A 26,325-nucleotide genomic window follows, 5' to 3' on the forward strand; every position below is an offset into this window, starting at 1 on the left:
GCGATACAGAACCATGGCCAAGAAGAGCTATCGGCAGGCGATCAGCGAGGCGCTCCGTCAGGAGATGGAGCGCGACCACCGGGTGATCGTGATGGGCGAGGACGTCGCCGGCGGTGCGGGCGCCGCCGGCGAGCAGGACGCCTGGGGCGGCCCGCTCGGCGTGACCAAGGGCCTGCTTCCGCAGTTCGGCCGCGAGCGGGTGATCGACACGCCGATCACCGAGAGCGGCTTCATCGGCGCCGCGGTGGGTGCTGCCGCGACCGGCCTGCGTCCGGTCGCCGATTTGATGTTCGTCGACTTCATGGGGGTCTGTTTCGACCAGATCTTCAACCAGGCGGCGAAGTTCAAGTACATGTTCGGCGGCAAGGCCACCACGCCGGTGGTGATCCGCACCATGTACGGCGCCGGCTTCCGCGCCGCCTCGCAGCACAGCCAGTGCCTCTACAACATCTTCACCCACATCCCCGGGCTGAAGGTGGCGCTCCCCTCCAACCCCTATGAAGCCAAGGGGCTGATGATCCAGGCGATCCGCGACGACGACCCGGTCATCTTCTTCGAGCACAAGGCGATGTACGACATGGAAGGCGAGGTGCCCGACGAGGCCTACGCCATCCCGTTCGGCCAGGCCAACGTCACCCGCGAGGGCGACGACGCCACCATCATCGCGTTCGGCCGGATGGTGAACTTCGCCAACGACGTGGCCGACAAGCTGAGCAAGGAGGGGATCTCCTGCACGGTGGTCGACCCGCGCACCACCTCGCCGCTCGACACCGAGACGATCCTGGAGACCGCCGCCGAGACCGGCCGGGTGGTCGTGGTCGACGAGGCGCATCCGCGCTGCAACATGGCCACCGACGTCTCCGCGCTGATCTGCCAGGAGGCGTTCGACAAGCTGAAGGCGCCGATCAAGATGGTCACCGCGCCGCACGCGCCGGTGCCGTTCTCGGCAGCACTCGAGGACCTCTACATTCCGAGCATGGACAAGATCGAAGCCGCCGTGCGCGCGGTGACGGGGAAGTCGCACTGATGGCAGAAATCCAGACGATCGTGATGCCCAAATGGGGCCTCGCGATGCAGGAAGGAATGCTGGCCGCCTGGCACGTGGAAGAGGGTGCCGAGATCAAGAAGGGCCAGGAGATCGCCGACATCGAGACGTCGAAGATCGCCAACGCCTTCGAGAGCCCGATCGGCGGCAAGCTGCGCAAGATCCTGGTGACCGGCGGCGAGACCGTGCCGGTGGGCGCGCTTTTGGGCGTGGTCGCGGACGCCTCGGTGAGCGACGACGAGATCGCCACCTTCGTCGACGACTTCCAGACCAAGTTCGCCGAGCAGCTGGCCGCGGCGGTGACCGAGACCGGCCCGGAGCCGGAGACGGTCGAGGTCGGCGGCCAGCGCATCCGCTTCCTCGCCATGGGCGAGGGAGCAGGCGCGCCGGTGGTGATGATCCACGGCTATGGTGGTGACCTGAACAACTTCCTGTTCAACCAGCCGCCGCTGGCCGAGAAGCACACCACCTACGCCATCGACCTGCCGGGCCATGGCGGCTCGACCAAGGAGGTGGGCGAGGCCGATATCGCCTCGATGGCCAAGACCGTGCTGGGCTTCCTGGACGCCAAGAGCGCCACCAAGGCCCATCTGGTCGGCCATTCCATGGGCGGCGCCGTCAGCCTCTACCTGGCGCTGAACCATCCCGACCGGGTGGCCTCGGCGACCCTGCTGGCCCCGGCCGGCCTGGGTTCCGACATCTCCATGGAGTACATCAACGGCTTCATCGAGATGTCGCGCCGCAAGAAGCTGGAGCCGATCCTGCAGATGCTGGTCGCCAAGCCCGAGATGGTGACCGGCGACATGGTCGAGGACGTCCTGAAGTTCAAGCGCCTGGACGGGGTCGACGCGGCGCTGAAGAAGATCCGCGACACGATCTTTGCCGGCGGCAGCCAGCAGCTGCAGATGCGCGACCAGCTGGGCGACGCCAAGGTCCCGGTGCAGGTGATCTGGGGCAACCAGGATCAGATCGTCCCGGCCAAGCATGCCGACGGCCTGCCGGGCTCGGTCAAGGTCACCCGCTTCGACGAGGCCGGCCACCTGATCCACATGGAGAAGGCGCCCGAGGTCAACGAGGCGATCCTGGCGTTCACCGCGGCCGACTGAGCCGCGACACAAGGCCTTGAGAAGGGAGGCACGCGCCGCGTGCCTCCCTTTTTTCATGCCGGTCCGGTACATACGGGCACCGCCCCCTGCCGCCCTGCCCAACAAGCCGCCGATGCCGATCCCCGCGAGCCGCCCATGCGCCTGATCCACACTTCCGACTGGCATCTCGGCCACGAGATCCTGGGCTTCGACCGGGGGCTGGAGCACGACGCCTTCCTCGACTGGCTGCTGGACCAGGTCGAAGTGCTGGGCGCCGATGTCCTGCTGGTGACCGGCGACATCTATGATTCGGTGAATCCCTCCACCGCGGCGCAGCGGCGCTTCTACCGGTTCGTGGCGCGTGTCCTCGACAAGGTGCCGGGGCTGCAGCTGCTCCTGACCGGCGGCAACCACGATTCGCCCAGCCGGCTGGAACTGCCGGCGGATCTCCTGGACGCGCAGCGGGTGGCGATCATGGGCTCGGTGCCGCGCACCGGCGGCCGGCCGGACCCGGCGCGGCTGGCCGTGCCGCTGCGCGACCGGGGTGGTGCGATCCGGGCGGTGTGCGCGGCGATCCCCTACCTGCGGCCAGGCGACCTGCCCGATGACGTCGGCGGCGACGGGCCGGTGGCGGAACTGCACCGCCAGGCGGTGGCGGCGGCCGACGCGATGCGCGGCGACCTGCCGCTGGTGGTGACCGGGCATCTGCATGTGTCCGGCGGCGAGGTCTCCGACCTGAGCGAGCGGCGGGTGCTGATCGGCGGGGCGGAGGTGGTGCCGGCTTCGGTGTATCCGGCCCATGCCGCCTATGTGGCGCTGGGCCATCTGCACCGGCCGCAGCAGATCAAGGGGCCGACCGCGATCCGCTATGCCGGCTCGCCCTTTCCCCTTTCGGTGACCGAGCGGGACTATCGCCACGGGATTGTGGTGGTCGACCTGGACGGCGGAGGGGAGGCGCGGATCGAGACGGTGCAGGCGCCGCGCACCGTGCCGTTCCTGCGGGTGCCGCGGACCGGTGCGGTGCCGCTGGACCAGGTGGAGGCGGCGCTGCGGGAACTTTCGCTGGAGGATCCGGGGCCGGAGCGCCGGGCGTTCCTGGAGGTCGCGGTAAGGCTGGACGGGCCGGAGCCGGATCTGCGCCGCCGGATCGAGCAGGCGCTGGACGGCAAGCCGGTGCGCCTGGTGCGGGTGGCGCGCGAGGTCGCGGCGGCAGCGCCGGGCGGCGGGCAGGTCGTTCCGGCGGAACTGGCCGAGCTGGCCGAAATCGAGGTGTTCCAGCGGATGCATGCCCAGGAGCATGGCGGCCACCCGCCGGCCGAGGACCTGTTGCAGGCGTTCCGCCAGCTTTTGAGCGACGTGCGCGATGCCGAAGGCCGGGAGGCGGCGCCATGAGGATCCAGGCGATCCGGGGCCAGAACCTCGCCAGCCTCGCCCAGCCCTTCGAGGTCGACTTCGAGGCGGAGCCGATCCGCACCGCCGGGATCCTGGCGATCGCCGGGCCGACCGGGGCCGGCAAGTCGACCCTCTTGGACGCGATGTGCCTGGCGCTGTTCGACGAGCTGCCGCGCTTCGACCATGCCGACAAGCAGGCAAGGATCGGCCAGGCGGGCGGCGACGAGGCCGGGGCGCAGGCCTACAACGACGTGCGCAATGTCCTGCGCCACGGTGCTGCCGAGGGCTTTGCCGAGGTCGATTTCGTGGGCCAGGACCGGCGCTCCTACCGGGCGCGCTGGCAGGTGCGCCGCGCGCGCGGCAAGGCGGACGGCAAGCTTCAGCAGCAGACCGTCACCCTGACCGATCTGCAGACCGGCCAGCCGATCGGCGACAAGAAGACCGACACGCTGGCCGAGATCGCCAGGCGGGTCGGGCTGAGCTTCCAGCAGTTCCGCCGCTCGGTGCTGCTGGCCCAGGGCGATTTCGACACCTTCATCAAGGCGGACGCCAAGTCGCGCGCTGAGCTCCTGGAGCGGATCACCGGCACCCAGATCTATGCCGAGCTGTCCAGGGCGGCGTTCGAGCGCAGGAAGGCGGAGCAGCAGGCGATCAAGCTGCTGGAGGACCGGGGTGCGGAGATCCGGCCGCTGGAGCCGGACGCGCGCATAGCACTGGAGGCGGCCGAGCAGGAGGCCGCCGCCGCGCTGGCGGCGCTCGACCGGGAGCGGAGCGAGCTGTCCAAGGCCTCGGCCTGGCACGGAGCCTGTGCCCGGCTGAAGGCCCGGGTGGCCGAGGCCGAGGAAGCGCTGCGCGCCGCCGTCCAGGCGGACGAGGCCCTGGCCCCGGCCCGGGCGGAGCTGGAGGCCGGCGAGCGCGCCTTCGCGCTGCGGGCGGAATGGGACGATGCCGGGCGCTGCGCTGCCGAGCTGCGGGAACGGCAGGAGGCCATGGAGGCGGCTGGACAGGCCGCCCGGACCGCCGCTGCCGGCGAGGCGGCGGCCAATGCCGCGCGCGGGCAGGCGGAGCGGGAGCTGGCGGAGCGGCGCACCGAGGCCCAGCGGTTGGCACCCTTGCTGCAGCAAGCGCTGGGCCTGGACCAGCAGCTGGCGGCGGCGCTGGCCGAGACGGCCGAGGCCACCGCGGAGCATTGTCGGCGCCAGGACGCGCTCGGGGCCGGCGAGGCGGAGGCGGAAAGGATCCGGGCTGCTGAAGGCGAGGCGGCAGCCCGGCGCGACGAGCACCAGGCCTGGCTGGAGCAGCACGGCGCGCTGGCGCTCCTGGCGCCGCGCCTGGACGAGGTGCTGCGCGACCTGGAGACGGCGGCCGGGCTGGAGGCAGGCATCGCCAAGCTGGCCGGCCAGGCGCTGGCCGGGCAGGAGGCGAGCGCGGCCCGGGCGGCGGAACGCGCCCATAAAGAGGACGAGGCGCGGCTTCTGGAGAACCAGGCCCTAGCGCTGGGCCGGGAGATCCAGGCCGCGCGCGCGCAGGCCAGGGAGATCGACCGTGCCCGGGTGCAGGCGCGGCTGGAGCAGGCGGGTAGCGCGGTCCACCAGCTGGAGGCGCTGGCCGAGGCCGGGCAGGGGGTGCGCCGTGCCGACGAGGCGCTGGCGCAGCTCCAGGCCAGCGCTGCGCGCGATGCCGGGCGCGCGGACAAGGCGCAGGCGGAGCTGGGCAAGGCGCAGGCGGAGCTGCCGGTCGCCAAGGCGCGGCTGGACGAGGCGCGGCGCGGCCGCGACCTGTCCGAGGCCGCCGCCGGGCAGCAGGCCGAGCATCTGCGCACCCTGCTGGTGCCGGGCCAGCCCTGCCCGGTCTGCGGGTCGCGCAAGCATGGCGAGGTGCAGATCGACGCGGTGCTGGCGATGCTGGCGGAGGCCGACCGGGTGCGGGTGCAAGAGCTGGAGGAGGCGGTCGGGGAACTGCAGCGCCTCGGCAGCGCGGCCACGGCCCGGCTGGAGGAGATCGCCGCGGGTGAGGCCGAGCGGGCTGCGCGCGCCGAGGCCGCGACGAGCGACCGGCAGCGGGCAGAAGCGCGCTTTGCCGCGGCGCGCCTGGAGCTGGAGCCGATCCTGCGGGCACTGGACGGCGCCCTGCCGGAGCCGCCGGGGGAGCCCGCCGCGTGCGATGCCGACAGCCTGGCGCCGCACTTGGCCGCGGCCAGGCGGCTGCGCCAGGAGGCCGCCGCGGGACTGGAACGGCTGGAGGAGCTGGAGGAGGCGCTGCGCGCCCGCCAGGGGGAACAGGAGGCCTGCCGCTCGGCGAAGGAGGCGGTCGACCAGTGGCTGCGCCAGGACAGCGAGCGGAGCCAGAGCCTGCTGCTGGAGGAGAGGGCGGTCCAGGAACGGCTGCAGGCCGCGCGGGACCGCCAGACCCTGCTGCTCGACCGGCTGGACGGGATCCTGCTGGGACCGGTGCCGGACTGGCGGGAGCACTGCCGCCAGGATCCGGCGGCCCTGGCGGAGAACTGCCGGCAGCAGGTGCTGGAATGGGGGCAGCGCAGCCTGGCGCTGCGGGAGCTGGAGGGCGAGATCGCGAAGCTCGGCGCGGAGCTTCGTGCCTGCGAGGCGGTGCTGGTCCACCAGCGCCAGGCGGTGACGGAGGCGGGGGGCCTGCGGGAGCGGGCGGAGCGGCATGAGGCAGCGACCCGCGCCGCGCGGGCCCAGCTGCTTGACGGGCGGAAGGTGGCCGAGGTCGAGGCGGAGCGGGACGAGAAGCTGGCCCGGGCGGAGCAGGCGGTGAGCCTGGCCGCGGCGCAGGCGAGCCAGGCGGTGCAGGTCCGCGCCACGTGCGCCGAGGCAGAGAGCCAGGCCGGACGCGCCCTGGAGGCGGCGCGCTCGGCCTGCACGACCGCTGAGGCCAGGCTGGAGGCAGCACTCGCCGCGCGCGGGCTTGGCCGCGACCAGGTGCAGGCGGCGCTGGCCAAAGGCGAGGGCTGGCTGGCGGACGAGCGGGCGCGGCTGGAGGCGGCCAGGCGCACGCTGGAGGGTTGCCAGATGGCGCTGTCCGAGCGGGCGGACGCGCTGGCCGAGCATGAGCGCTCCGAGCCGCCCGCCTGGAACGCCGAGGAGGTCGAGGAAGCCACGGTCCTGCTGGAGGCCAGGCGCGGCTCGGCCGAGAGCGCCTACCATGCGCACCGGGCGGAACTGGAGCGCGACCGGCGGGTCCGGGCCGAGCAGGCCGATCTTCTGGCGCAGATCGAGGCGCGTCGGGCCGAGGCCGATGTCTGGCTGCGCCTGGCCGACCTGATCGGCTCGGCGGACGGCACGAGGTTCCGCCGCTATGCCCAGAACCTGACCCTGGTCCAGCTCCTGCATCTCGCCAACCGGCACCTGGCCGAACTGAACCCGCGCTACGAGCTGGAGCGGGCGCCGGGCGGGGACCTGGTGCTGCAGGTGGTCGACCGCTACATGGCCGACGAGGTGCGCGGCGTGCACAGCCTGTCGGGCGGCGAGCGCTTCCTGGTCAGCCTGGCCCTGGCGCTGGGCCTGGCCAGCCTGTCGTCCGGCCACGGCATCCAGGTGGAGAGCCTGTTCATCGACGAGGGCTTTGGCGCGCTGGACGCCAACAGCCTGAGCCTGGCGGTCTCGGTCCTGGAGCGCCTCCAGGCGACCGGGCGCCGGGTCGCGGTGATCAGCCATGTCGAGGAGCTGAAGGAGCGGATCGCGGTCAAGGTCCAGGTGCTGCCCCAGGGGGGAGGGCGGAGCACGGTGGAGGTGACGGCGTCCTGAGCCGGCTCAGTCGAGGATCGCCACGGCCCGGGTCCAGCCGGCCGAGGCGGCGCGGATCTTGACCGGGAAGCAGCTCACCACAAAGCCGGTGGCGGGCAGCGCCTCCAGGTTGTGCAGCTTCTCCAGGTGGCAGTAGCCGATCTCCCGCCCGGCCTTGTGGCCCTCCCAGATCAGGCCGGCGTCGCCGGTCTCCTGGTAGCGCTGCTTGGTGTGCACGAACGGCGCGTCCCAGCTCCAGCCGTCGGTGCCGGTCACCCGCACCCCCTGTTCCAGCAGGAACAGGGTGGCCTCGCGGCCCATGCCGCAGCCGGCCGCGACATAGTCCGGGCTGCCATAGGCGGCGCCGGCGCGGGTGTTGACCACCACGATCTCCAGCGGGGCCAGGCGGTGGCCGATCCGCTCCAGTTCCGCCGCCACTTCCGCGGCGCCGACCACGTGCCCGTCGGGCAGGTGGCGGAAGTCGAGCTTCACGCCCGGCTGGAAGCACCAGTCCAGCGGCACCTCGTCGATGGTGATCGCGCGCCTGCCGCCATCCATGGTCGAGGCGAAGTGATAGGGCGCGTCCAGATGGGTGGCGTTGTGGGTGGAGAGGCGGATCCATTCCAGCGCCCAGCCCTCGCCATCGGGCAGCTCGTCCTCGCGCAGGCCCGGGAAGAACCGGACGACATCCGCGGCGGTCTGGCGGTGGTCCAGATAGTCGATGCGCGGCTCGTAGCCCGGAGGATCGGCGGCGACGTCGTTCTCCAGGGGCACCGACAGGTCGATGATCCGGCGTGGCATGAAGCGGCGACCTTTCCTGGCCATGCCCGGAGGGTAGCGCCGGCGCGGGCGGACGCCCAGCTGGCGCATGGCAGATAACCGTCCTGTGCATGTTGAAAAGACCCGCAGGCACCATATATCGCATTGCAGCAAGGCGGCCGTCCGGGACGCCTCGCAGGCCGGCAGGGTCGAGCGCAGCTCTCCTGGCGGCAGGTCCGATCTGATCGGGCCGGCGGGCTTCGGTCCGTTTTCCGGGCATTTAGCCTCCCTGATCTACTCGGCCGGGTCTTCGGACCCGGCCACTTTTTTTGCGCCGCGTTCCGGGGGAGGGACGGGAGGTCAAGGAGTGTCGGGGCAGCGGTGCTGGATCAGGTCCCAGCGGTTGCCGAACGGGTCGGACCAGACCACGACCCGGCCATAGTCCTCGTCGCGCGGGTCTTCCTCGATGCGGGCGCCAGCCGCCCGGAGCCGCGCCAGATCCGCCTCGAAATCGTCGGTTTCCAGGAACAGCCAGACGCGGCCGCCGCCCTGGGCGCCGATCGCCGCTTCCTGCCGGTCCCCGACCGCGCGGGCCAGGAGGATCTCGGTCTCGGCACCGGGCGGGGCGATGCGGACCCAGCGCTTGTCGTCGCCAAGGTGAGTGTCCTCGCGGCACTCGAAGCCGATCTGCCGGAAGAAGGCCAGCGCCTGGTCGTAGTCCGGGACCAGCAAGGCGAGATGGGCGATCCGCTCCGGCATGGACGCCGGTCCCGCCCGGTCCCCCTGGGTCAGGCGGCGGCGGCCATGGACGGCGGGACCAGATGGAGGTTGCAGCGGCCGAGCAGGCGGCAGACCGCGAGCGTCAGGTCAGCGCGGTTCAGCGCGTAGAGATGCAGCGCGTCGAACCCCTCGGCGACCAGCCGGCGGCACTGCTCGGCGGCGACCGTGGTGGCGACCATCCGGGCCAGGTCGGGCTGGTCGTCCAGGCCGTGGAACAGTTCCGCCAGCCAGGCCGGGATCGAGGCGCCGCACATGGAGCTGAAACGGCGGATCTGGGCAAAGGAATGGATCGGCATCACGCCCGGCACGATCGGCACGGTGATCCCGGCGGCCTGGCAGGCGTCGCGGAAGCGCAGGACCCGGTCGGTGTCGAAGCAGTACTGGGTGATCAGCTGGGTGGCGCCGGCCTCGACCTTGGCGGCCAGGTGGCGCAGGTCGGTGGCGGCGTCGGCGGCCTCGGGATGGGTCTCGGGATAGCAGCCGGCGGCGATCGCGAACCGGCCGGCCGAGGACAGGCTGCGGATCAGCTCGGCGGCATAGGCATGGCCGTCCGGGCGCGGCCGGTAGGCCTTGCCGACGCCGTCGGCGGAATCGCCGCGCAGCGCCACCACCCGGTCGATGCCCAGCGCCGCGTAGCGCTCGGCCAGCGGCACCACCTGGTCGCGGGCCAGGGCGGCCGCGGTGATGTGCGGGGCAACCGGCACGTCGAAGCGGGCGCGCAGCTCGGACACGGTCTGGAAGGTCGCCTCGACCTGGTCGCCGCCGCCAGCCCCGGAGGTGACGGTCAGGTGGTCGGGGGCGACCGCCACCAGCCGGCCGACCTCGGTGAAGAAGGCCTCGGTGGCGGGGCCGGTGCGCGGCGGGAACAGCTCGATCGACAGGCGCGGCTGCGGCAGGGGCTCGCCCAGCATCGGGAAGCGGCGGGCGAGCACGGGCTCCCGGTCGAACCGGGCGGCGGTGTTCTGGTCGGACATGCGCTGTTCCAGTTCGTGGGCGTCGATGATTCGGACGGCGCCGGGAGCGCCGGGGATGCGGACGGCGCCGGGGGCGCCGGCGGGACCGGCCGCCGGAGGGGTCGGGTTCATGCGATGGCCTCCGTGCGGCTCTGCGATGGCGGGAAGGGAAGGACCTGGGCGTCGTCCAGGCGCGCCGACCACAGGACGGTGGTCAGGTCCTTGCCCTGGATGCGCACCGGCTCGTCGACGGCAAGGCCCAGCTCGGCCAGCCAGCCGGTCATCTCCGTGTCGGAGAACCCTAGGCGGCGGTGCTGGCGGTCCTGGCGCAAATCCTCGCGCTCGTGGCGGGCCAGGTCGACCACCACGATCCGGCCTTCGGGCGCCAGCACCCGGCGGGCCTCGGCCAGGGCCGCGAACGGGTCGTCGGCGAAATGCAGGACCTGGTGGAAGGTCACCGCCTTGAACGAGGCGTCGGGCAGGGGCAGCTGGTACATGTCGCCGTGGCGGACCTGGCAGTTGCGCGCCTCGCGGCGGTCCAGGTTGGCCCTCGCGATCTTCAGCATGTCCTGGGCGACGTCGACCCCCAGCCCGTAGCCGATCCGGCTGGCCAGGAGTTGCAGGACCCTGCCGGTGCCGGTACCGATGTCGAGCAGGGACGGGGTGCTGACCCCCTCGAAGGTCTTCTGCAGGGCGGCATCGATCGCCTGGGTCCCGGCCGGGTCGAGCTCGCGCTCCTCGTCCCAGGCCTTGGCGCGATGGTCGAACCAGGCCTCGGCGGCGCGGCGCCGGGCGGCGCGGACCACTTCCAGGCGGCGGCGGTCGAGCTGGAGCAGGCTGTCGTCGGCGGGCAGCAGCCGGCAGATCGAGCGGGCGAGCCTGGCGCCCTCGCCGTCCTGGGCGCGGCGGTAGAACACCCAGCTGCCCTCGCGGAACCGGTCGAGCAGGCCGGCCTCGGCCAGGATCTTGAGGTGGCGGGAGATGCGCGGCTGCGACTGGCCCATCACCTGGACCAGCTCGCTGACCGTCCACTCGCCCTGGGCGCACACCGCCAGGAGGCGCAGGCGCGAGGGATCGGCCGCGGCGGCGAGGCCGTCGAGCAGTCGGGCGAGTTCAGGGCCGGAAGCATCCATCTCAGGTCTCCTGAGACATATCTACATTTCTTTATATGCTCTGGTCAAGCTGCCCGCACGGCCCCAGCCAACCATCGGGGCTGGAACGTCCAAGACGGCCTGCGCCAGGCGCGGCAGGATCAGGGACGCTGGCCAGGCGCGGCCGGCTGCCGCCCTGCGCCGGACCGCGGGTGGCAGGGCACACCCGCATCCCGAACCGGGCCAGTCCGACGCCCCCGCCTTGAAACCAGCGTAAGCCGCCCGTACTTCTGCCACGGGTCGGCGTGTAGCAATGACCCGACGATATCCTGCGTGTATGAGGCAATGATGAGCCACCGTTGGCGTGTGACCAGGTCCGCCGCGATCCTGGCGGTTTCGGTCACTTTGGCCGGCTGTGCCACCGCCGCCGACCCGGATCCCTGGGAGCCGGTCAACCGCGCGATCTTCAGCTTCAACGAAGTCACCGACCAGATGTTCCTGGAGCCGGCGGCCAGGGGCTACCGCGCCGCCCTGCCGCAGCCGGTCCGCGACAGCATCGGCAACGTGCTGCACAACCTGCGCGAGCCGGCCTATGCGGTGAACGCGGCGCTGCAGGGCGAGCGCGACCAGTTCGGCACCTCGGTGGGGCGCCTGATCATCAACTCCACCCTGGGCATTGGCGGCCTGTTCGACGTGGCCTCGGCGTTCGGCTACCAGAAGGTCGAGACCCGCTTCGACAAGACCCTGCAGACCTGGGGAGTCGACCAGGGGCCCTACGTGGTCCTGCCGTTCTGGGGGCCGGACACGCTGCGCGGCGCGCTCGGCCGCATCCCCGACGCCTACATGAACCCGATCCAGTACCTGGACGGCGAGTGGCCCTGGATCACCCAGAACATCATGGAAGGGCTGGACTTCCGCTATCGCAACATCGAGACGATCGACGATCTGCGCCGCGGCAGCATCGACATGTACGCCACGGTCCGCTCGATCTACCTGCAGCGGCTCAAGGCGGGCACGCTCGCCGACGGGCCGGATGCCCAGTACGACGCCATCTTCGAGGAAGACCAGAATGTCGAATGAGCAGGTCCGCCTGGCCGGGCTGAGCCGTCGCCTGCTGCTGTCGGGCGCCGCGGCGCTGGCCGTGCTGGCGACGCTGCCGATCGGGCCGGCCCGGGCGCAGGACGCCGCGCAGGCCTTCATGGACGATGTCGGCCAGCAGGTCGTCCAGATCTTCCAGACGCCGGACCTGAACGACAAGCAGCGGCTCGACCGGCTGGTGGAGATCCTGGACGCCAGCGTCGACTTCGAGATCGTGGCGCGGCTGGTGACCGGGCGCTACTGGCGCCAGGCGACGCCCGAGCAGCAGGCGGAATATGTCGAGCTGTTCCGCGAGTTCACCATCCAGACCATCGCCTCGCAGCTGCGCAACTATGGCGGCGAGACCTACCAGATCACCGGCGGCCGGGCAGTCGACGACCGCGACACCGTGGTGTCCAGCAAGATCGTGCGCGGAGCGGGCCAGCCGCCCGCCAATGTCGACTGGCGGATCCGGCAGACCGACAACGGTTTGAAGATCATCGACGTGGTGGGCGAGGGCGTCTCGGCGGTGGTGACCTGGCGCCAGGAATATGGCGAGATCCTGGACCGCAGCGGCTTCGACGGGCTGATCGCGCGGCTCAAGGAGCAGATCGCGGCGCGCAGCCAGACGGGCCTGCCGCCCCGAGAACTTTGACCATCCGCAGCGATTCCGGCCGGAAGCCGCAGCGCTCGTAGAAGCGCAGCGCGCGCTGGTTGGTGGCGAACACGTCCAGGCTGAGCAGGCGAAAGCCGGCCAGCACCGCCCAGTCCTCTACCGCCGCCATCAGGGCGGCGGCGATGCCCTGGCCCTCGGCGGCCAGGTCCAGCGCCAGCAGGCTGACATAACCGCAGGCCTCGTCGGTGACGCCGTCCCGGCCGGGCAGCGCCTGGACGAAGCCCAGCCGCTGTCCCGCGCCATCCACGGCCACCAAGAGCGCGGCAACCGGGGGCGGGTCGCCCAGCATCGCCGTCATGAAGCGGCCCTGAAAGGCGCGCATCGCCGCCAGGTCGTGCCAGTCCGGCCGGGGAACGTCGGAAAGGCGCTGGCTCAGGCCATGGATGAAGGCCATGTCAGACTCATCGGCCGGGCGGATCCGGATAACCGGCCCGGTCATGGCGCCCGGGCTTCCAGCTCGGCGATCCGGGCCCGGGCGGCGGCAAGCTCAGCGCGCAGTCCGGCCGTCTCGTCGGCGCCGGGCGGCGGCTCGACCTGCAGCATCTCGCCCTCGGCCACCGCGCTCAGCACCGCATGGCCGGCCTCCAGCCCGCCCAGCAGCCCGGAGATCCGCTCCAGTTCCGCGCGGGCTTCGGCCAGCTGCTCCACCGCCGCCGGCACCCCGTCCAGCCGCGCCTTGGACAGTTCCGCCAGGCTGCGCACTTCCTCTTCCAGACGGGCGGCCTTGCGCACCGCCTCCTCCAGATCCTGCTCGAGCTGGCCGTTGCGCTCGCGCAGCCCCTCGTTCTCGCCCTCCAGCGCCGCCAGATGCCCGACCAGCCGGTCCAGCTCGGCCGAGCGCTCCGCCGCGTCGCCGGCGGTCCGGCCGGTGGCGGCGCGCTGCGCCTCCACCTTGGCGCGGATGCCCTCGATCGCCTTCTCCAGCTCGTCGGCGCTGCGGTCCGGGCCGCTGTCCTGCGCTGCCGCCGGCAGGGGCAGCAGCAGGACCGCGCCCAGCAGCAGCGCTCGGATCAAGCCGGATCCTCCACCTCGGTGGCGACCCCGGCCACGCCGCGCGCCAAGGACGCCTCCAGGAACTGGTCGAGATCGCCGTCCAGCACGCCCTGGGTGTCGGAGGTCTCCACCGAGGTGCGCAGGTCCTTCACCATCCGGTAGGGCTGCAGCACGTAGGAGCGGATCTGGTGGCCCCAGCCGATATCGGTCTTGGCGGCCTCGGTCGCATCCGCGGCGGCCCGGCGCTTTTGCAGTTCCAGCTCGTAGAGACGCGCGCGCAGCATGCCGAACGCGGTGTCGCGGTTGCGGTGCTGGGAGCGGTCGCTCTGGCAGCTCACCACGATGCCGGTGGGCATGTGGGTGATCCGGATCGCCGATTCGGTCCGGTTGACGTGCTGGCCGCCGGCCCCCGACGCCCGGTAGGTGTCGATCCGCAGGTCCTTGTCCTGGATGTCGATCTCGATCGAATCGTCGATCTCGGGATAGACCCAGACGCTGGCGAAGCTGGTGTGCCGGCGCGCCTGGCTGTCATAGGGCGAGATCCGCACCAGCCGGTGCACGCCGGCCTCGGTCTTCAGCCAGCCATAAGCGTTCTCGCCGTCCAGCTTGAGGGTCGCCGACTTGATCCCGGCTTCCTCGCCCTCGGTCTCCTGGATCAGGCTGACCTTGTAGCCGTGCTGCTCGGCCCAGCGCGTGTACATGCGCATGAGCATCTCGGCCCAGTCCTGGCTCTCGGTGCCGCCGGCCCCGGCGTTGAGCTCGACAAAGGCGTTGTTGCGGTCGGCCTCGCCGGAGAGCAGGGCCTCCAGCTGCAGGCGGCGCACCGTGTCGCGCAGGGTGCCAAGCTCGGCCTGGACCTCGGCGATGGTGGCCTCGTCGTCCTCGGCCTCAGCCAGCTCGGCCAGTTCCACCCCATCGTTCAGCCGGGTCTCGATGTCGCGGACCTGGTCGATCCGCGCCGCCAGGCCGTTGCGCTCGCGCATGATCTTCTGCGCGCGCTCGGCATCGTTCCAAAGGGTCGGGTCCTCGGAGAGCGCGTTCAGCTCGTCCAGGCGGATAAGGGCTTCATCCCAGTCAAAGATGCCTCCGGAGCAGGGTGACACCTTCTTTCAGCTCGTCGGCGAGGTTCGCGATTTCGGCGCGCATGGAAATCTCCGGGAAAGGAAAGACGTAGGGTCAGTACAGGCCGTCGCCGGTGACGGGCGGGGTGGCCGGGACGGCGGGCGCCGCCGGGCGGCCCTGGCCCGGCGGGTCGTAGAAGGCGGTCTCGCCGCCCACCACCTCGCCGCTGGCATATTCGCTGGTGGGCGCCGTGCCCGGCAAAAACGCCTCCAGGATCACGTCCTTGGTGCTGGGGCCGGGCAGGGCGCCGGAGGCCGCGTCGATCCGCACCAGCTGCACGCCGGGCGGCACCCGGAACGGGTTGGGCGGCGTGTCGGCCAGCGCCTTCTCCATGATCTCGGTCCAGATCGGCAAGGCCAGCGTGCTGCCGCTCTCATGGTCGCCCATGCTCTTGGGCTGGTCGTAGCCGACGAATACCCCGGTCACCAGGTCGGGGGAGAAGCCCACGAACCAGGCGTCCTTGAAGTCGTTGGAGGTGCCGGTCTTGCCGGCCAGCGGCCGGCCGAGCCTGGCGGCGCTGGAGGCGGTGCCGCGCTCGACCACGCCGGCCAGCATGTTGGTCATCTGGTAGGCGTAGCGCGGGTCGGTCACCGCCGGGCGGGTGTCCGGCAGAAGCGGCGGCAGCCCGCCGTCATAGGATTCCACCGCGCAGCCCTCGCAGGCGCGGTCGTCGCGGCGCATCAGCGTGTCGCCATAGCGGTCCTGGATCCGCTCGATCAGCACCGGGGTGAGCTTCTTGCCGCCGTTGACCAGCTCGGCATAGGCCGAGGTCAGCCCCAGCAGGGTCACCTCGTTGGAGCCGAGCGAGCCGGCCAGGAAGCCCTGCAGGTTGCGGTCGATGCCGAACCGGTGGGCGACGTCGATCACGTCGTCCATGCCGATCGCCTGGGCGAGGCGCACCGTCATCAGGTTGCGCGACTTCTCCAGGCCCAGGCGCAGGGTGGAGGGGCCGTAGAAGCGCTGGCTGTAGTTCTCCGGCTTCCATTTCGGCTGGTCCGGCCCCTGGTCGACCACGATCGGCGCGTCCAGCACGATCGATGCCGGGGTATAGCCGTTCTCCAGCGCCGCCAGATAGACGAACGGCTTGAACGAGGAGCCCGGCTGGCGCCAAGCCTGGGTGGCGCGGTTGAAGCTGCTCTGCCGGAAGTCGAACCCGCCGGTCATCGCCAGGACCCGGCCGGTGTTGGGGTCCAGCACCACCACCGCGCCCTCGAGCGCCGGGCGCTGGCGCAGCGCGAAGCGCGGCGCTTCGTCCGGCCCGGCGATGTCCTCGACCAGGATCACATCGCCCGCGGCCAGCACCTGGTCGGCGCGGGTCGGCTCCGGGCCGAGCTTGCCCTCGGCATCCGCAGGGCGCGCCCATTTCAGGTCGGCGGCCTGGATCATGCCCGTATCGCCGTCGGCAAAGCCAATCTCGGCGCGCTCCGCGCCGGCCGCCAGCACCACTGCCTTCTGCCAGTTCAGCAGGGCGATGCCGGGATCCACCGTCGCCAGCGCCTCCTGCCAGGGCTGGTCCGGGCCGATGCCGGGCAGGCTGGCCAGCGGGCCGCGCCAGCCGGTGCGCCGGTCATAGGTGGACAGGCCGCGGCGCAGCGCCAGGTCGGCGATCCGCTGGATCTCCGGCTGCACGGTGGTGCGCACCGACAGGCCGCCCTCATAGAAGCCGGCCTCGCCCAGCTCGCCCACCAGCTTGCGGCGGACCTCCTCCAGGAAATAGTCGGCGCTGGCGACGTCGGCCTGGCCGCCGCGGGCGCGCAGCACGAACGGCTCGGCCCGTGCGGCCTCGGCCTCCTCGGCGGTGATGTAGCCGTCATCGAGCATCCGGCCGATCACGTAGTCGCGCCGGGCGCGGGCGACCTCGGCGTTGCGGGCCGGATCGTAGCGCGACGGCGCCTTGGGCAGGCCGGCGATGAACGCGATCTCGCCGAGCGTCAGGTCGTCCAGGGACTTGTCGAAATAATTCAGGGCCGCCGCGGCGATGCCATAGGCGCGATACCCCAGGAAGATCTCGTTCAGGTAGAGCTCGAGGATCCGCTCCTTGCTCAGGACCCGCTCCATCCGGATCGCCAGGATCGCTTCCTTGATCTTGCGATCCAGCGACATCTCGTTGGTCAAGAGGAAGTTCTTGGCGACCTGCTGGGTGATGGTCGAGGCGCCGCGCGGCCGCTCGTCGTTGACCACCCGGCGCAGGTTGTCGATCACCGCCGAGGCCACGCCCTGCGGGTCGATGCCGTGATGGTGCCAGAAATTCTGGTCCTCGGCGGCGACGAAGGCCTGCTGCATCCGGATCGGGATCGCGTGGATCGGGATCCAGACCCGGCGTTCCTTGGCGAATTCGGCGAGCAGGCGGCCGTCGCCGGCATGGACCCGGGTGACGGTGGGCGGCTCGTAGGTGGCCAGCTGGCGCACGTCCGGCAGATCCTGGCCGTAGCGCCACCATGCGTAGCCCAGCACCCCCACACCGACCAGGACCGCCAGCAGCACCAGGTTGAACAGCACGCCGAGCGCGCGCAGGAACGACGTCAAGTTCTTAGCCTTTCCGTGCCTGGCGGACGCCGGCAGCGGTCGAACGAGGTCCAAACCGGCGCGGAGACTAGCCGATCCGCCCCGCCGGCTCAATTCCGCTCGCGCCTTCGTGCACGCGGGCAGGGCTGCTCAGTCGTGGCGGGCCTTGAAATAGGAATCCAGCGCGTCGCGCACCGCCCGGGCCACCTTGCGCTGGTGCGCCGGGTCCTTGAGCAGCTTTTCGTCGCTGGCGTTGGACAAAAAGCCCAGCTCCAGCAGCACGCTCGGCGTGTCCGGCGACTTCAGCACGACAAAGCCGGCGAACCGGCGGGTCCGCTTGACCAGGCGGGTCACCTTGCCGAGTTCCTGGACCAGATAGTCGGCAAAGCCGATCGAGCGGTTGGTGGCGTCGCGCAGGGCCAGGTCGATCAGGATCTCGCTGACGATCGGGTCCTGGTCGGTCAGGTCCAGGCCGGACACGATGTCGGCCTTGTTCTCCTTCTGGGCGAGGGTGGCCGCCTCGCGGTCGGAGGCGCGGTCGGACAGGGTGTAGACCGAGGCGCCGCGCATCTCCGAATTGTTGCCGAGGCTGTCGGCATGGATCGAGATGAACAGGGCGCCGCCGGCCTCGCGGGCGATCGCCTGGCGCTGGCGCAGCGGCACCGCCTGGTCGCCGTCCCGGGTCAGGGTCACCCGGTAGCGCCCGGACTTCTCCAGTTCGGCCCGGATCGCCCGGGCCACCGCCAGGGTGATGTTCTTCTCGTAGGTGCCGCGCCGGCCGATCGTGCCCGGGTCCTTGCCGCCATGGCCCGGGTCCAGCACGATCATCGGCTTCAGCCCGACCGGTGGCGCCAGCGGGTCGCGGGCCGGCCGCTGCAGCGCGTCGGGCATCGACAGGATCGAGCCGGCGCCGGCCAGCGCCTGCGGCGGCCCAGCCGGCTGGAGCTTGGGAAAGCTCTTGGGCGTGGGCACCGGCGGCAGGTTCGCCTGGATCACGGCAGGCGGCGCCGGCGGCTCGGGCGGATCCTCGGCGGCGACCACCGGCGGCGGGGGCGGCGGGGCCAGGGCCGGCGCCCGGCCGGGCGTCAGGTCGATCACCAGCCGGTAGAAGCGCGAATCGGCGGACGGCAGCAGCAGCTCGGCCTTGATCACCCGCGCCACGCCCTTGAGCTCCACCGACAGGCTGGCGGCGCCGGGCGAGGTGCTGGTGTACCAGGAATCCACTAGGCCGCGCGGCTGGGGCAACCGTCCGATCGGCAGGGCCCAGCGCGCCTGCGGCACGATCACCTCGAGCTGGGTGCGGTCCGGCGACAGGTTGGTCTCGGTGGGGACATTCGCGTCCAGGTCGAGAACGATCCGCGTCTGGGCGTCGCGCATGCCAAAGCGCAGGCCGGAGATCCGGGTCTCCGCGGCCTGGACCGGAAGCGCGGCCAGGACGAACGCGAGCAAGGCCAGGATGAAACCCAGCGTCGCCAGCATTTTTACACGTACCGGGGCGCATCTTGCGCTTCCGATGTCCGTCCAATGTCTTGGTGATTGAGACAGCGGATCGATGGTTCTATAGTCCCGTGCGTGTGAGCGGATCCGGTGCCGTTCGTCGTGGCCTGCGATCGCTTGCAGCCCGATGCTTCGGATAGCGCCGATCCCGCCGCATCTCAACCAACAGGCTCACCCGCTGGAGCACTCCCGGGTCGGCCCTCATTTCCTGAACGCAATGCACCACGTTGGAAGCCAGCCGTACGACGAACCCCGCAGAAGTGCGATGGTCGATTCGTCGGCTCGGAACAGCGTGGCCCCCCTCGTCTCGCAGGCGGCGCCGCCCGCGAGCCAACCCGTTTCGCGCGCCGGTCGGCGCGCGGACCTAGAACAGCATGTGCCTGGCGGAAGCGCGCGCGCGCCGCGCCGGATGCGTGCGGAGATTCCACTCGATGACGCGACGTATGTTGATCGATGCGGGCCACCCGGAGGAGACCCGGGTCGTCGTTCTCAATGACGAGCAATTGGTCGATTTCGATTTTGAATCGTCCACCAAGAAGCAGATCAAGGGCAATGTCTATCTCGCGAAGGTGACGCGCGTGGAGCCCTCGCTCCAGGCGGCCTTCATCGAGTATGGCGGCAACCGGCACGGCTTCTTGGCCTTTTCCGAGATCCATCCGGACTACTTCCAGATCCCGCAGGCCGACCGCGCCATGCTCGACGAGGTGGCGCGCGCCGACGAGGACGACGCCAACGGCTCGGACGACGACGACGACGACGCCGATCTGGCCCGCAAGCGCGCGCGCCTGCTGCGCAGCTACAAGATCCAGGAAGTGATCAAGCGCCGGCAGATCATGCTGGTGCAGGTCGTCAAGGAGGAGCGCGGCACCAAGGGCGCGGCGCTGACCACCTACCTGTCGCTGGCCGGCCGCTACTGCGTGCTGATGCCCAACACCCCGCGCGGCGGCGGGATCAGCCGCAAGATCGAGGACGCCGAGGACCGCAAGCGCCTCAAGGAAGCCGCCGCGGAACTGGACGTGCCGAAGGGCATGGGCCTGATCATCCGCACCGCCGGCCAGGAGCGGACCAAGGCCGAGATCCGCCGCGACTACGAATATCTCCTGCGCCAGTGGGAGGACATCCGCGAGACCACGCTCAAGAGCATGGCGCCGTCCCTGATCTACGAGGAAGGCGACCTCGTGAAGCGGGCGATGCGCGACCTCTACAGCCGCGACATCGAGGAAGTGCTGGTCGAGGGCGACGAGGCCTACAAGCAGGCCAAGCGCATCATGACCATGCTGATGCCGTCGCGCTCGCGCCGGGTGAAGCAGTATCGCGACGAGGTGCCGCTGTTCTTCCGCCACGGCGTCGAGGACCAGCTGGACGCGATGCACCTGCCCAAGGTCGAGCTGCCGTCGGGCGGCACGATCGTGATCCACACCACCGAGGCGCTCACCGCGATCGACGTCAATTCCGGGCGCGCCACCCGCGAGCGGCATATCGACGAGACCGCGCTCAAGACCAACCTGGAGGCCGCCGACGAGGTGGCGCGCCAGATGCGGCTGCGCGACCTGGCCGGCCTGATCGTGATCGACTTCATCGACATGGCCGACCAGCGCCATGAGCGCCAGGTCGAGCGCCGGCTGCGCGACGCGCTGAAGATGGACCGCGCCCGGCTGCAGATCGGCAAGATCAGCCAGTTCGGCCTGCTGGAGCTGTCGCGCCAGCGGATGCGCCCGTCGCTGCAGGAGCTGTCGACCCAGACCTGCCCGGTCTGCCATGGCCTGGGCGTGGTCCGCTCCACCGAATCCTGCGCCCTGCACGCGCTGCGCCGCATCCAGGAGGTCGGCATCGCCGGCGAGACCGCGGTGATGCGCGTGGTGGTGCCGGGCAGTGCCGCCTACTACCTGCTCAACCAGAAGCGCGACGCCCTGTTCCGCATGGAGCAGCGCTACCAGATGCGGGTGTTCGTCGACAGCGACGACCAGATGATCCCGGGCGAGATCGGCGTGGAGCGCCTGGAGCGGCGCGAGAAGCCGATCGACGTGCCGGCCCCGGTGGCGGCACCGGTCCTGGAGGAGGAGCCGGCCGAGGAGCCGGAGATCGAAGACGAGGACGAGGAGCTGGTCGAGCGTCCCGCCAGCCGTGGCGGCGACGAGCGCCGCGGCGAGGGCCGTCGCGGCCGGCGCGGCGATCGCCGCGGCCGTCGCGACGAGCGCACCGAGGACCGTGCGGCGGAAGCCCCGGCAATCGAGCAGCCGGCCTATCGCGAGCCGGTCGAGGCGGCCGAGGGCGCCGAGGACGCGCCGGACGAGGCCATGGCCGCCCCGGTCGCGGCGGCGCCGTCCGCCGAGGACGGCGAGGACGGCGGCAAGAAGCGCCGCCGCCGGCGCCGTCGTCGCCGTCGTGGCGGCGATCGCGGCGGCGAGCAGCAGTTCGGCGCCGAGCAGAACCTCGACGATTCCGGCGACGAGGGCGACGAGGAAGGCGAGGGCGAGGCGGTGGCCGAGCCGGCGTCCTTCGCCGCGCCGCAGCCGGCCGAGGCCGTGCCCGACCAGGTGCCGGCCGACAGCCCGGTGGTGCCGCTGCCGGCCGAGCTGGTGGCGCCGCTGCCGGTCGAGGTCCCGCAGGTCGAGGTGAGCGACGAGGAGGACGCGGCCGAAGAGGTCGCGGCTGCCGAGGAGGCGCCGGCCGAGGCGCCCGCCCCGGAAAAGCCGAAGCGGCGCAGCCGGGCCAAGAAGCCGGTCGCCGAGGCGGCCGAGGAGGCCCCGGCCAAGCCTGCGGCCAAGGCCAAGAAGGCGCCGGCCCGCTCGCGCGCCAAGGCGGCGCCCGCCGCGGCCGAGGCGGCGGCACCGGAGGCCGAGGAAAAGCCGAAGCGTCGCCGCGCCCCGGCCAAGAAGGCGGCCGCGCCCAAGGCCCAGCCTGCCGAGGCCGAGGCGGCGCCCGCGCCGGCCGAGACTGCACCGGCAGCGAGCGAGGCGCCGGCCACGCCGGCTCCCGCCGCTCCGGAGCCGGCCGCGCAGCCGGCGCCCGAGCCCGCGAACGAGCCGGCCGCTCCCGAGCCGGCCGCTCCCGAGCCGGCTGCCGCCGAGGCGCCGGCCCGTCCGGTGCGGCGCGGCTGGTGGAACCGGCTTACCGGGAGCTGAGGCCAGGCCGGTCCAGGATCGGGGCGAGGGCGGCCTGCAGCCGCTCCGCCCCGAGCCGGATCCGCTCGGTGGGGCCGGCGAACGACAGCCGGATCCAGTGCTGGCCGTCCACCGGGTCGAAATCCATGCCCGGGGTGACGGCGACATGGGCCTCGTGCAGCAGCCGGCTGGCCAGCGTGCCGGCCGGCAGCCCGGTGGCGCGGATGTCGATCCACAGATAGAATGCCCCGTCCGGCGGCGCGATCCGGTCCAGCCCGATCGCGGCCATGGCGTTCTTGAGGATGTCGCGGTTGTGCCGGTAGGTCTGCACCCGCGGGCGCAGCTCCTCGTCGGCGTCCAAGGCTGCGGCCGCCGCGATCTGCGCGATGGTCGGGGTGGAGATGAACAGGTTCTGCGCCAGGCGCTCGACCGGGCGGACCAGGGGTTCGGGCAGCACCAGCCAGCCGACTCGCCAGCCGGTCATCGACCAGAATTTCGAGAAGCTGTTGACGACGACCGCCTCCGGCTCGACCTTGAGCACGGTGGTAGGGGACGCCTCGTAGGTGATGCCTTGATAGATCTCGTCGACGATCAGCCGCACGCCGCGTTCCCTCGCCCAGCGGGCCAGGGCCGCCAGCCGCGCGTCGTCCAGCATCGTGCCGGTGGGATTGGCGGGGCTTTGCAGGACCAGGCCGTCGATCCGGCCCGGCACCGCGTCGAGCTCGGCAGGTGTCGGCTGGAACCCGTCGGCCGGGCCGGTGGCGACCCGGACCGCCTCGATGCCGAGGCCGGCCATGACGTTGCGGTAGCAGGGATAGCTGGGATCGGCGACCAGGACCCTGGCGCCCGCATCGAACGAGGCCAAAAAGGCCAGCACGAACCCGCCGGACGCGCCGGTGGTGACCGCGATCCGGCCCGGGTCCACGGTGACGCCGTACCAGTCCTGGTAGTGGCGGGCGATCCGCTGGCGCAGCCGGGCCATGCCCAGGGCCGGGGTGTAGCCGAGGCCGCCAGCGACCAGGGCGGCGGTCGCCGCCGCCACGGCCAGGCCGGGCGGGCCGCCGCCGGGCTCGCCGACCTCCATGTGGACGATGTCGTGCCCGGCCGCCTCCAGGCGCCCGGCCTCCGCCACGACGTCCATGACCAGGAAGGGCGGAATGGCGCTGCGCCGCGACGCCGGCAGGCTCATCGATGGGTCTCCCGGCACATGCTCTCCTGCCGTTTCATGGCTGTCCTCGCGCTGGTTCTGCTGCTGGCGGCCCTGCCGCTGCGGGCCGCGCAGGCCTTGGTACTGCTGCGCGACGTCGAGATCGAGACGACCATCCGCGAGCTGGCCGACCCGATCTTCCTGGCCGCCGGGCTCGATCCCTCCTCCATCGCGATCTACATCGTCAACGACAACACGCTGAACGCCTTTGTCGCGGGCGGGCAGAACCTGTTCCTGAACTCCGGCCTGCTGATCCGCACCGAGACCCCCGACCAGCTGGCCGGGGTGATCGCGCACGAGGCCGGCCACATCGCCGGCGGCCATCTGAGCCGCGCCCGGGTTGCCATGGAGGATGCCGGCACCCAGGCGATCCTGGGCACCCTGCTGGGCCTGGCCGCGGCGGTCGCGGGCGCGCCGCAGGTGGGCGTGGCGGCGATGGCGGGCGGGCTGACCGTCGCGCAAAGCGGCTTCCTCAAGTTCAGCCGCGGCCAGGAACAGGCCGCCGACCAGGCGGCGGTGCGCTACATGGGCGAGCTCGGCCAGAGCCCCGAGGGCCTGCTGCAGTTCTTCGAGATCCTGGATTCCGACGACCTGCACCTGAGCGGCCGGGCCAATCCCTGGCTGCAGACCCACCCGCTGACCGGGTCGCGCATCAACTTCCTGGCAAACCAGGTGGCGAAGTCGCCCTATGCCGGCAAGGCCATCACCGGTGCCGCGGTGGAGCGCCATGCCAGGATGCGCGCCAAGCTGGACGCGTTCCTTTCCGAGCCCAGCGACGCGCTGCGCCGCTGGCAGGACGACCCGTCGGTGCCCGGGCGCTACGCCACCTCGATCGCGCTCTACCGCATCCCCCGGCTGGACGACGCGCTGATCGCGATCCGGGCCCTGATCGCCGAGCATCCCGACGACCCGTACTTCCACGAGCTGGAAGGGCAGATGCTCTACGAGAACGGGCGGATCGCCGAGGCGGCGGGCCCGTACCGCGAGGCCCTGGCGCTGCTGCCGGCCAGCGGGCTGCTCAAGCTGGGCCTGGCCAAGACGCTGATCGGCTCCGACGACCCGGCCGACCTGCGCGAGGCCCGCCAGCAGCTGGTCGACACCACGGTCACCGAGCCCGACAATGCCGAGGCGTTCCGGCTGCTGGCCACCGCCGAGGGCCGGCTCGACAACGAGGGCGCCGCCGCCATCGCCATGGCGGAGTTCAGCCTCCTGGTGCGCCACTACGACGATGCAAGGCGCTACGCGATGCGTGCCACCCAGATCATCCAGCCGGGCGACCCCGACTTCCTCAAGCTGCAGGACCTGCAGGCCGCCATCGACGCGCTGCCGCCCGGCTCGCGCAACCCGCGCCGCCGCTGATGCCGACGACCGGCCCCTTTGGAGTGAAAACCTTGACGATCCGAACCATCCTCCTCGCCGGCCTGATGCTGACGGCGGCGGTGCCCGCCCTGGCCCAGGAGGGCGCCGCCCCGGACCGCGCCGCGATCGAGGAGGTGGTGCGCGACCTGCTCCGCCGCGAGCCGGAACTGGTGATGGAGGCGCTGCAGGCCCTGCAGGCCAAGCGCGAGTCCGAGGAAGCCGCGCAGGCCAAGATGGCGGTGAGCAGCAACGCCGAGGCCTTGAAGGGGACCCCGGCCGAGGTGGTCGCTAATCCCGAGGGCGACGTCACCCTGGTCGAGTTCATGGACTATAACTGCGGCTACTGCCGGCGGATGACGCCGACGCTGCGCGATCTGGTCGAGCAGGACAAGGGCGTGCGCTTCGTGCTCAAGGAGTTCCCGATCCTGGGGCCGGAATCGGTGGTGGCCGCCCGCGCCGCGGTCGCCGCGCGCAACCAGGACCGCTACTGGGACATGCACCTGGCGCTGATGGAGAGCGAGGACATCTCGATGGAGGGGGTGCGGGTGATCGCGCAGCAGCTGGGCCTCGACATGGCCAAGCTGGAGGCGGACATGAACGCGCCGGAGACCGACCAGGTCCTGGCCGAGGACATGCAGCTCGCCCGCGAGCTCGGCCTGCGCGGCACCCCGGCCTTCGTGCTGGGCGGCGAGATCATCCCGGGCGCGGTGCCGCCCGAGCAGCTCCAGGACATGATCGGCGCGGTGCGCGAGCGCAGCTGACACGAAGCGCCGCGGTGGCCGGGCGCCGCCGCGGGCGTCCTAGCGGCGGCGGCGCAAGAGGGTCAGGCCGTCGCCCACCGGCAGCAGCACCACCGCAAGGTCCGGGTCGGCGTGGATCGCCCGGTTCAGCTCGCGCATGGTGCGGGCCTGGCGGCTGTCGTCGGAGGGGTCGGCGACCCCGCCGCGCCAGAGCGTGTTGTCCAGCACGATCAGCCCGCCCGGGCGGACCAGCCGGCGGCAGCGCTGCAGATAGGCCGGGTAGGACTTCTTGTCGGCGTCCACCAGGGCCAGGTCGAAGCCGTCGGCCAGGCCGTCCGCCAGCAGGGCGTCCAGGCTGTCCAAAGCCGGGCCCTCGCGGAACTCGATGCGGCTCTCGACCCCGGCGGACCGCCAGTGGCGGCGGCCGATCTCCTGCCAGTCGCGGTTGACGTCCAGGGTGGTGACACTGCCGCCGTCCGGCAGGGCCAGCGCCATGGCCAGGGTGGCGTGGCCGGTGAAGCAGCCGACCTCCAGCACGCGCGCAGCCCCGATCGTCTCGATCAGGAACGCCACCAGCGCCGCCGCCTCCGGCGAGGTGCGCATGTCGCCATGCTCCAGCCGGTCGGTCTCGGCGCGCAGCGCCCGCTGGGCCGGGTGCTCGCGCAGCCCGACCGCGGCGACATAGTCGGAGAGCCCTTCGGACAGGCCGATCGTGCGCGCGGTCAGCGTCGGAGCTCCTTCGCGGCGTCCAGCACCTCCTCGACATGACCCGGGACCTTGACGCTGCGCCAGGCGCGCACCACCCGGCCGTCGGCGTCGACCAGGAAGGTCGAGCGGTCGATGCCCATGTATTTCTTGCCGTACATCGACTTCTCGACCCAGGCGCCGACCCGCTCGACGAAGCTGCCCTCCTCGTCGGAGGCGAGCGGGAAGGTCAGGCAGTATTTCTGCTTGAACTTGTCGTGGCTGGCGGTGCCGTCCTTGGACACGCCGATCACCTCGACCCCGGCCTCCTGGAACTCCGGGTAGAGCGAGGCAAAGCCCTGCGCCTGCTTGGTGCAGCCGGGCGTGTCGTCCTTGGGATAGAAATAGAGGACGTAGGGCCGCCCGCGCAGCTCCAGCGACGAAATCCGCCCACCGCCATCGGCGGGCAGGTCGAAATCGGGAACGGCGTCCCCGGCGGCAAGGGTCACG

General features: G+C 71.6%; 21 protein-coding genes. 9 read left to right on the forward strand and 12 right to left on the reverse strand.

Features of this window, described 5'->3' with window-relative positions; translation table 11 throughout:
* The first annotated feature begins 13 nt into the window (after window positions 1-13).
* The 4 genes from GEMRO_RS0118190 (at window position 14) to GEMRO_RS35705 (ending at window position 7,289) form a co-directional block, all read left to right on the forward strand.
* Window positions 14-1,027: an alpha-ketoacid dehydrogenase subunit beta gene (locus tag GEMRO_RS0118190; RefSeq protein WP_027135148.1), complete on the forward strand. Its 1,014-nt coding sequence runs from the start codon at window positions 14-16 to the stop codon at window positions 1,025-1,027.
* Window positions 1,027-2,151 (forward strand): acetoin dehydrogenase dihydrolipoyllysine-residue acetyltransferase subunit, encoded by a 1,125-nt coding sequence (locus GEMRO_RS0118195; protein ID WP_027135149.1) that lies wholly within the window; start codon window positions 1,027-1,029, stop codon window positions 2,149-2,151. The genes GEMRO_RS0118190 and GEMRO_RS0118195 overlap by 1 nt, the downstream gene beginning before the upstream one ends.
* A gap of 135 nt (window positions 2,152-2,286) precedes the next feature.
* Window positions 2,287-3,522, forward strand: a complete 1,236-nt coding sequence (locus tag GEMRO_RS0118200) for an exonuclease SbcCD subunit D C-terminal domain-containing protein (protein WP_027135150.1) — start codon at window positions 2,287-2,289, stop codon at window positions 3,520-3,522.
* Window positions 3,519-7,289, forward strand: a complete 3,771-nt coding sequence (locus tag GEMRO_RS35705) for an AAA family ATPase (RefSeq protein WP_027135151.1) — start codon at window positions 3,519-3,521, stop codon at window positions 7,287-7,289. Before GEMRO_RS0118200 ends, GEMRO_RS35705 begins: the two co-directional genes overlap by 4 nt.
* Window positions 7,290-7,295: 6 nt before the next feature.
* Here the strand turns inward: GEMRO_RS35705 and GEMRO_RS0118210 are convergent, their stop codons facing one another.
* The 4 genes from GEMRO_RS0118210 to GEMRO_RS0118225 form a co-directional block, all read right to left on the reverse strand.
* Window positions 7,296-8,069 (reverse strand): cyclase family protein, encoded by a 774-nt coding sequence (locus tag GEMRO_RS0118210; protein ID WP_027135152.1) that lies wholly within the window; start codon window positions 8,067-8,069, stop codon window positions 7,296-7,298.
* A gap of 318 nt (window positions 8,070-8,387) precedes the next feature.
* Entirely contained in the window at window positions 8,388-8,786 is a 399-nt protein-coding gene (locus tag GEMRO_RS0118215; RefSeq protein ID WP_027135153.1) for a VOC family protein, read from the reverse strand.
* Between the two features lie 29 nt (window positions 8,787-8,815).
* Window positions 8,816-9,892, reverse strand: coding sequence for a methylenetetrahydrofolate reductase (locus GEMRO_RS0118220; RefSeq protein ID WP_051329207.1), 1,077 nt, complete (start codon window positions 9,890-9,892; stop codon window positions 8,816-8,818).
* Window positions 9,889-10,893 (reverse strand): ArsR/SmtB family transcription factor, encoded by a 1,005-nt coding sequence (locus tag GEMRO_RS0118225; RefSeq protein ID WP_027135155.1) that lies wholly within the window; start codon window positions 10,891-10,893, stop codon window positions 9,889-9,891. The genes GEMRO_RS0118220 and GEMRO_RS0118225 overlap by 4 nt, the downstream gene beginning before the upstream one ends.
* A gap of 306 nt (window positions 10,894-11,199) precedes the next feature.
* Here GEMRO_RS0118225 and GEMRO_RS30405 point away from each other — a divergent pair, with 306 nt between their 5' ends.
* Both GEMRO_RS30405 and GEMRO_RS30410 read left to right on the forward strand, forming a co-directional pair.
* Complete coding sequence (locus tag GEMRO_RS30405) at window positions 11,200-11,931, forward strand: MlaA family lipoprotein (protein ID WP_205625023.1); 732 nt, start codon at window positions 11,200-11,202, stop codon at window positions 11,929-11,931.
* Window positions 11,921-12,583 (forward strand): MlaC/ttg2D family ABC transporter substrate-binding protein, encoded by a 663-nt coding sequence (locus GEMRO_RS30410; RefSeq protein WP_051329209.1) that lies wholly within the window; start codon window positions 11,921-11,923, stop codon window positions 12,581-12,583. Before GEMRO_RS30405 ends, GEMRO_RS30410 begins: the two co-directional genes overlap by 11 nt.
* On the opposite strand, the gene GEMRO_RS32840 is transcribed toward GEMRO_RS30410, so the two are convergent.
* The 5 genes from GEMRO_RS32840 to GEMRO_RS0118260 form a co-directional block, all read right to left on the reverse strand.
* Window positions 12,528-13,043 carry a GNAT family N-acetyltransferase gene (locus GEMRO_RS32840; protein ID WP_051329210.1) on the reverse strand — a complete coding sequence of 172 codons (516 nt, stop codon included), beginning with the start codon at window positions 13,041-13,043 and terminating at the stop codon, window positions 12,528-12,530. The genes GEMRO_RS30410 and GEMRO_RS32840 overlap by 56 nt on opposite strands.
* Entirely contained in the window at window positions 13,040-13,618 is a 579-nt protein-coding gene (locus GEMRO_RS0118245) for a hypothetical protein (RefSeq protein ID WP_027135156.1), read from the reverse strand. The genes GEMRO_RS32840 and GEMRO_RS0118245 overlap by 4 nt, the downstream gene beginning before the upstream one ends.
* A protein-coding gene (gene prfB / locus GEMRO_RS0118250) for a peptide chain release factor 2 (protein ID WP_157505637.1) occupies window positions 13,615-14,743 on the reverse strand; the annotation gives its coding sequence in 2 pieces (ribosomal slippage) (window positions 13,615-14,673 and window positions 14,675-14,743; 1,128 coding nt in all). Before prfB ends, GEMRO_RS0118245 begins: the two co-directional genes overlap by 4 nt.
* Window positions 14,744-14,773: 30 nt before the next feature.
* Complete coding sequence (locus tag GEMRO_RS0118255) at window positions 14,774-17,245, reverse strand: penicillin-binding protein 1A (protein ID WP_240476715.1); 2,472 nt, start codon at window positions 17,243-17,245, stop codon at window positions 14,774-14,776.
* Between the two features lie 129 nt (window positions 17,246-17,374).
* Window positions 17,375-18,703 (reverse strand): N-acetylmuramoyl-L-alanine amidase family protein, encoded by a 1,329-nt coding sequence (locus GEMRO_RS0118260; RefSeq protein WP_051329211.1) that lies wholly within the window; start codon window positions 18,701-18,703, stop codon window positions 17,375-17,377.
* A 449-nt stretch (window positions 18,704-19,152) separates the two neighbouring features.
* Here GEMRO_RS0118260 and GEMRO_RS0118265 point away from each other — a divergent pair, with 449 nt between their 5' ends.
* Window positions 19,153-21,846, forward strand: coding sequence for an Rne/Rng family ribonuclease (locus tag GEMRO_RS0118265; protein ID WP_027135160.1), 2,694 nt, complete (start codon window positions 19,153-19,155; stop codon window positions 21,844-21,846).
* Here the strand turns inward: GEMRO_RS0118265 and GEMRO_RS30420 are convergent.
* Window positions 21,833-23,014, reverse strand: coding sequence for a pyridoxal phosphate-dependent aminotransferase (locus tag GEMRO_RS30420; RefSeq protein ID WP_051329212.1), 1,182 nt, complete (start codon window positions 23,012-23,014; stop codon window positions 21,833-21,835). The genes GEMRO_RS0118265 and GEMRO_RS30420 overlap by 14 nt on opposite strands.
* 36 nt (window positions 23,015-23,050) lie before the next feature.
* Here GEMRO_RS30420 and GEMRO_RS30425 point away from each other — a divergent pair, with 36 nt between their 5' ends.
* Both GEMRO_RS30425 and GEMRO_RS0118280 read left to right on the forward strand, forming a co-directional pair.
* Complete coding sequence (locus GEMRO_RS30425) at window positions 23,051-24,391, forward strand: M48 family metalloprotease (RefSeq protein ID WP_169728409.1); 1,341 nt, start codon at window positions 23,051-23,053, stop codon at window positions 24,389-24,391.
* A gap of 32 nt (window positions 24,392-24,423) precedes the next feature.
* A complete protein-coding gene (locus GEMRO_RS0118280) occupies window positions 24,424-25,152 on the forward strand; it encodes a DsbA family protein (protein WP_027135161.1) in 729 nt (242 codons plus the stop codon).
* A gap of 39 nt (window positions 25,153-25,191) precedes the next feature.
* On the opposite strand, the gene GEMRO_RS0118285 is transcribed toward GEMRO_RS0118280, so the two are convergent.
* Complete coding sequence (locus tag GEMRO_RS0118285; protein ID WP_027136408.1) at window positions 25,192-25,857, reverse strand: O-methyltransferase; 666 nt, start codon at window positions 25,855-25,857, stop codon at window positions 25,192-25,194.
* Window positions 25,854-26,324, reverse strand: coding sequence for a peroxiredoxin (locus GEMRO_RS0118290; RefSeq protein ID WP_027135162.1), 471 nt, complete (start codon window positions 26,322-26,324; stop codon window positions 25,854-25,856). The genes GEMRO_RS0118285 and GEMRO_RS0118290 overlap by 4 nt, the downstream gene beginning before the upstream one ends.
* Window position 26,325: the final 1 nt, after the last annotated feature.

The organism is Geminicoccus roseus DSM 18922 (assembly GCF_000427665.1).
GTDB classification, from domain to species: domain Bacteria; phylum Pseudomonadota; class Alphaproteobacteria; order Geminicoccales; family Geminicoccaceae; genus Geminicoccus; species Geminicoccus roseus.